Source organism: Streptomyces olivaceoviridis (genome assembly GCF_014650115.1).
GTDB classification, from domain to species: Bacteria; Actinomycetota; Actinomycetes; order Streptomycetales; family Streptomycetaceae; genus Streptomyces; species Streptomyces olivaceoviridis.
The window spans coordinates 1-2,620 of sequence record NZ_BMUI01000094.1; the positions used below are offsets into that span (position 1 = coordinate 1).

At 69.0% G+C, this 2,620-nt stretch carries 4 protein-coding genes; 1 reads left to right on the plus strand and 3 read right to left on the minus strand.

Annotation, left to right across the window (positions count from 1 at the left end):
* Window positions 1-82: 82 nt before the first annotated feature.
* Window positions 83-712 (minus strand): DUF6542 domain-containing protein, encoded by a 630-nt coding sequence (locus IE273_RS43000; RefSeq protein ID WP_229888148.1) that lies wholly within the window; start codon window positions 710-712, stop codon window positions 83-85.
* Window positions 713-897: 185 nt separating this feature from the next.
* On the opposite strand from IE273_RS43000, the gene ychF reads away from it, so the two are divergent.
* The gene (ychF, locus tag IE273_RS43005) at window positions 898-1,986 is read left to right on the plus strand and encodes a redox-regulated ATPase YchF (RefSeq protein ID WP_189820541.1); all 1,089 of its coding nucleotides are present in this window, start codon (window positions 898-900) and stop codon (window positions 1,984-1,986) included.
* Between the two features lie 102 nt (window positions 1,987-2,088).
* On the opposite strand, the gene IE273_RS43010 is transcribed toward ychF, so the two are convergent.
* Window positions 2,089-2,352 carry a type II toxin-antitoxin system RelE family toxin gene (locus tag IE273_RS43010; protein WP_189820542.1) on the minus strand — a complete coding sequence of 88 codons (264 nt, stop codon included), beginning with the start codon at window positions 2,350-2,352 and terminating at the stop codon, window positions 2,089-2,091.
* Window positions 2,345-2,602: a type II toxin-antitoxin system prevent-host-death family antitoxin gene (locus IE273_RS43015; protein ID WP_189820543.1), complete on the minus strand. Its 258-nt coding sequence runs from the start codon at window positions 2,600-2,602 to the stop codon at window positions 2,345-2,347. Before IE273_RS43015 ends, IE273_RS43010 begins: the two co-directional genes overlap by 8 nt.
* Window positions 2,603-2,620 lie beyond the last annotated feature (18 nt).

Here is a 2,620-nt window from a genome sequence, read left to right on the forward strand (position 1 = left end):
AAACAGAACACGACTCACGAGGCGGCCAAAGACCTCAAGACCAGATCACTAGGTGCGCCGTCCCGGGGCGGGGCCGGCGGCGTCAGCTCCGTCGCCGGCGCCGTCGTACCCACCGCACCCGGCGGACGAGCACGATCACCCCGGCGGCGAGCGTCCCCGCGTACAGCCAGCCCGCCTGGGTGGCGAGCCCGGTGACCAGCCCCATCAGGCGCCCGAGCAGCCCCCCGCCGCCCTCCGCGACCGGCAGCAGCCCGACGGCGAACGCGATCGGTACGACGACGGGCGCGGTCAGCACGTCCCCGTCGCGCACCCACAGCGCGGTCAGCGCGCACACCGGCAGGAACAGCACGCCGTAGACCGTCGGGGAGGCGCCGAACAGCAGCTGGTCCAGCCAGCCGAGCAGGAACATGGCCGCGAGGCAGAACAGGCCGGTGCCGAGCCCGGTCAGCCGCGGGTTGGGCAGCCGCGGGCCGGGCAGTCGCCCGTCCGCCGCACCGGGCCGAGCTTCCCGCACCGGCCGCGCGGCCGGCCCGCCACCCGGCGCGGGCCGGCGCACACCACCGGGCCCACGCCGGACGCCGCCGAGCGCGGGTCCGCCGCCGGGCCCGTGCTCGCCGTCCGCCCGGCGCCGTCCCTGGGCCGGCAGCGGGGCCGACGGGGGCGTGCCGCGTCGCGGTCCGTCGTTCGGGGGTCGCGATCCGTATTGCTCCACAGGGACCAACCTAGGTCTGTTTATGTGCCGAATCGGCCGTGAGACACGCCGATGGCCAGAGCTTGGCCGGGCGATCACCGCTGTCGTGAGGCGGGCGCGCGGGACGCCGTAAACTGGTGGATCGGCCAGTGTCGGTCTCTGGCCCCTGGCAGCCCCTGGCCCACTCAACTACGGGAAGTCGCAACGTGTCGCTCACGATCGGAATCGTCGGCCTGCCCAATGTCGGCAAGTCGACCCTGTTCAACGCCCTGACCAAGAACGACGTGCTGGCGGCCAACTACCCGTTCGCCACGATCGAGCCGAACGTCGGCGTCGTCGGCGTGCCCGACGGCCGCCTCGCCCGGCTCGCCTCGATCTTCAAGTCGGAGCGCATCCTTCCGGCCACGGTCGACTTCGTCGACATCGCCGGCATCGTGCGCGGTGCCTCCGAGGGCGAGGGCCTGGGCAACAAGTTCCTCGCGAACATCCGCGAGTCCGACGCGATCTGCCAGGTCATCCGCGCCTTCAAGGACGAGAACGTCGTCCACGTCGACGGCAAGGTCTCGCCGAAGGACGACATCGAGACGATCAACACCGAGCTGATCCTCGCCGACCTCCAGACCATCGAGAAGGTCCTGCCCCGCCTCCAGAAGGAGTCGCGGATCAAGAAGGACATCGCGCCCAAGGTCAAGGCCGTCGAGGAGGCCAAGGAGATCCTGGAGAAGGGCGACACGCTCTTCGCGCACGGCATCGTCCAGGGCAGCGAGCGGGCCGAGCTCCTGCACGACCTGCACCTGCTCACCACCAAGCCCTTCCTCTACGTCTTCAACGTGGACGAGGACGAGCTGGTGGACGAGGACTTCAAGAACGAGCAGCGCGCCTTGGTCGCCCCCGCCGAGGCGATCTTCCTCAACGCCAAGCTGGAGGCCGACCTCGCCGAGCTGGACGAGGAGGAGGCCCTGGAGCTCCTCCAGTCCGTCGGCCAGGACGAGCCCGGCCTCGCCACCCTCGCCCGCGTCGGCTTCGACACCCTGGGCTTGCAGACGTACCTGACCGCCGGACCCAAGGAGTCCCGCGCCTGGACCATCAAGAAGGGCGCGACGGCCCCCGAGGCGGCCGGTGTCATCCACACCGACTTCCAGAAGGGCTTCATCAAGGCCGAGGTCATCTCCTTCGACGACCTGGTCGAGACCGGCTCGGTCGCCGAGGCCCGCGCCAAGGGCAAGGCCCGCATGGAGGGCAAGGACTATGTGATGCGGGACGGGGATGTGGTGGAGTTCAGGTTCAACGTCTGAGCGGACGAAGTAACACCACATCGTTCATGTAGCGAACACGCAGGTAGAAGGGGTTGACTCCTCCGGAAGCCAGCCCCTTCGTCGATACCGTGCTGGTTCGGATCAGGCGTCGTAAATGGAGGAGTGATGCCCGACGTGGACGACCCACACCACGAGCTCTCCGTTGTCGATCGTGTAGACGACCCGGTAGTCGCCGACCCGCAGTCGGCGGCGCTCCGGCTGTGACACGAGGGCGGTGGTGTTGAAGCCGAGGGGGTCGCTTTCCAGCTCGGTCAGCTTGACCAGGATGCGCAGGGCCATGTCGCGAGGGATCTTCCGGAGCTCGGCCTGTGCCTCCGGCCGGAAGACGGTTCGGTACTCACTCACCGCGCGCCAGCGTCTCCCGCATGACGTCCTCGATCGGGATGCCGGGCGCAGGGTTGGCCATGCGTTCGTCGATGATCCGGTTGATCTCGCGCTCTTCCCACTCTTGGTACTTGCGCAGCACCTCGATGGAGACGACGGCGGCGACCTGCTTGCCCCGTCGGGTGATCACGGTGGGCACGTCATCCCGATCGGCGCGCTCCACCACCTCGGCTAGTGTCCTGGTCCGGAGATCCTGTCGCAGTAGCGGCAGATACGGTCGATGATCTGA